This window comes from Calditrichota bacterium (genome assembly GCA_013151735.1).
GTDB lineage: Bacteria > Zhuqueibacterota > JdFR-76 > JdFR-76 > BMS3Abin05 > BMS3Abin05.
The window spans coordinates 2,192-5,250 of record JAADHR010000117.1; the positions used below are offsets into that span (position 1 = coordinate 2,192).

Sequence of the window (3,059 nt, forward strand, 5' to 3'; positions counted from 1 at the left end):
TTTCGGGGTTTTGACTGTTGGTTACGCAATTGCGTCTATCTTTGTGTTCGGAAAGCCGAAAATCACCTTTCAAGAGATTTACGTGTTTTTTATGCTCTTGTTTTTCATGCTTTTTACCATGAACTGGCTGGACCTGTTTTACAAAAGCAAAAGGCGGGAACTGGTCTACAGAATTTTGGGCCGAGTAAAAGAAGAATTGAAAAACGCATCAAAAAGTTGAAATCTTGAAAATTTTTCTTTTTTTTGAAGAATTTTTTCTTATTTTGTAAAAGTTGGGTTCTCATCGAAGCATACCCCTCAAATAGGTTTTTTCCTTCGTTTTTCTTGAGATTTGCCCATCGGCCAAGCGGGATCTGAAAAAACGAAGCAGCAAGAAACCATTCGGCAATTTTAAGCGAAGCACACATGGCACTTAGGTGGAAAACGGATCGTTTCAGGCCGGGTTAGATCATTTTAGCAAGCAGATGTATTCCAGACAGATGATATCATCACAACCAATATGAAAGGGATTTCCCCGCAAGAAGATTAAATCAGTGTCCTGCAAAAAGGATTTTTCAAAACACTTCAAGCAAACAACCGTTTTTTCCACGAATAGCCAATTGATCCTTAAAAATTGTATCGCCCAAATCCTGAAGGTATTCCCAACGCATTGTCAAAGGGATTTAAAAAGGAAACCACAGTCTTTTTTCCTTCATCAAAACATGAAACATGTTTTTCTCATCACGCACCTAAATGAAGGAGGGTCCCATGCGAAAAACAACACATCCCCGATGGATTAGCCTTTTCCTGTCCGTTTTTTTCTTGCTTGCAGGCGGATTGTGGGCGCAGGAGTCCGACACCGATTTGCAACCCGTCGGTCATCTTGGGGGACAAATCTCTTGCGGCGATGCTCAGGATGGTTTCGTTTACCTCGGGCAGGGGCCGACCGTAACCGTCTCCCGTACCGAATCCAGCGGTGTTACCCAAGTGGCGCAAATCAAATTGCCGGCAAATGTGCTTGCCCTTAAGGCCGGCGGCGACTACCTGTACGTGGTGTTGGAGAAATCCGGTGGATTTTATGTGCTGGACATTCATGACCCCGCCGCGATTGACACGCTTGGAAAGTGTGAACTGGGGTCCGGTTACCAGGCCGGCGTGACGGTGAGTGGATCGCATGCGTACGTGGCCACGCCCGATTACGGGCTTTACATTCTGGATATTTCCACTCCCACAGCGCCTTCCGTTCAAAAGCGGGTTAGCGACATCCAAAGAGAGTTTATTACGATCGACAACAATGCTGCTTACCTTATTTCAAGGTTGGGGGCCGGGGCCAAATTTTCAATTTACGATTTGTCCGATCCGCTCAACCCAGTGAGGAAGAGCGATATGAACGTCAAACATGCCTACTCGGTTGTCGCAACCAACGGAACGGCCTACATTAGCTGTAAAAACCGGTGGGGGAATGACCAACATGGCCTTCGTATTTTCGATGTTTCGGATGCCGCCAATCCCGTGGAAAAAGGTTACCTGCCGACGGGTACCGGCGTTTTTAGCACGGTGATTCATCAGAATACAGCCTATTTGGGCATGCAGGACAGCCTGCTGGTGGTCGACGTGACAGACGCCACAGCACCGAAACGCGTTGGCTTTTACGCATTTCAAAACGCCCACGGGGCGGAAATTGCCAGCCTTTCCTACAAAGACGGCAAACTTTACACGGCCGTGCATGAAAATAATGCCCCGGTAATGGTTTTCGATGTTTCTTCTCCGGCACATCCGTCGGTGTGGACTGTTAGCGGCAAGGCACCGGACGTCGCCATGTCCATTCAACCTCACGGAGAGCAAATTTACATCGCTTCTCTTAAGTCCCTGATGGTGTACAACCGGAACGGATTGGCCATGCCCGTTTTTCGCACAGAGTACTTTGATTATCCCGATCTCACGTATCTGGCGTTTAGCGGCAACACGCTGCTTGGTATTTTGGGTGACGGAAGCGGAATTGTTTGCATAGATGCTTCGGACCCCGATCAGTTGACCAAGCAGGGTGAATATCGTGTCAACAGTTGGGTGGGGCATTTTACCGTCGATGCCAAGCGCGCCTACCTGAAGGTCGGATCCCGTACACTTGAAATCGTTGACATTTCCGATCCAACCAACCCAACCAAACTGGGCAGCACGGACTTGACGGGTGACGCGCGGGCTTTTGCTGCCCGGGACACGCTGCTGTTCTCCGGCTACAAGGTGGATGACACCAACCGAGGTGTGGAGATTTATTCTGTGGCCGACCCTCAGCAAATTCAGCGGATTCACACCATTGCCACGCCGGGTTCCCCAAACGCCTTGTGGAGTGAGGGCGACACACTTTATGTGGGAGGGAACAGTACGCGCACAGAATATTTTCTCCAACTCTATTCTGTTGCCAATCCCGCTTCTCCCGTTTTGTTGGGCGAATTCAGGGGAAGCGGGAAATTGTGGGACATTGAGAAGCGATACGACGCCATTTTGGTTGCGGTAGAAGGCGGCAGCCTGGTCCGCTTTGCGTACAGTGCCGATGCCGGAAAGCTGCAAAAAGTCTCTGAAGCCCATTCGGAGGGCACGCAACAAATTGCTACAACGGAACCGGATGCGGATGGCACCTGTTTGGCTCTGACAACGGAGGGGGCGAGCTACCGGTCGCCGACCCGTTTTTTTGCCAATGCCGCTGACTCCAAAAACGGTGGTAAAAAGAGTGGTGACAAACTCTTGAGCAGTGAAGTCAATGAGGGGAATTATGGGGTGGAAATTCAGAAATTTAAGGTCAAAAAACCGGAAACACAGAAGCCCACGCTTACACTCGGTCACACCCCACTTTCCTACGACCCGATTTGCCCCGAGTGCAAGGACAAGGAATACACCATTGCGCGGCTGAGCGTTTCGGTGGACGAGATCGATAGCTGGGACGTGCATTCCATTCAAATTCAGGGAACCGGCAGCGGCCGGGAGGACAAGTACGTGTCGGCGGTTCGCCTGTACGTCAACGGGGCGCTTGTCCCGAGAAAGGCGTACGCCGCGGACAACGGAACGATTACTTTCGGCATAAA

The 3,059-nt window shown here is 50.0% G+C and carries 2 protein-coding genes; one reads left to right on the forward strand and one right to left on the reverse strand.

Features of this window, described 5'->3' with window-relative positions; genetic code table 11:
• Positions 1 to 113 precede the first annotated feature (113 nt).
• The gene (locus tag GXO76_08155; GenBank protein ID NOY77827.1) at positions 114 to 407 is read right to left on the reverse strand and encodes a hypothetical protein; all 294 of its coding nucleotides are present in this window, start codon (positions 405 to 407) and stop codon (positions 114 to 116) included.
• Positions 408 to 747: 340 nt separating this feature from the next.
• On the opposite strand from GXO76_08155, the gene GXO76_08160 reads away from it, so the two are divergent.
• On the forward strand, positions 748 to 3,059 hold a 2,312-nt coding region (locus tag GXO76_08160; GenBank protein ID NOY77828.1), incomplete at its 3' end, for a hypothetical protein.

Bases quoted from the DNA above. Each gene is read 5' to 3' on its own strand.
- GXO76_08155 (NOY77827.1), bottom strand. From the start codon at position 407: ATGTGTGCTTCGCTTAAAATTGCCGAATGGTTTCTTGCTGCTTCGTTT.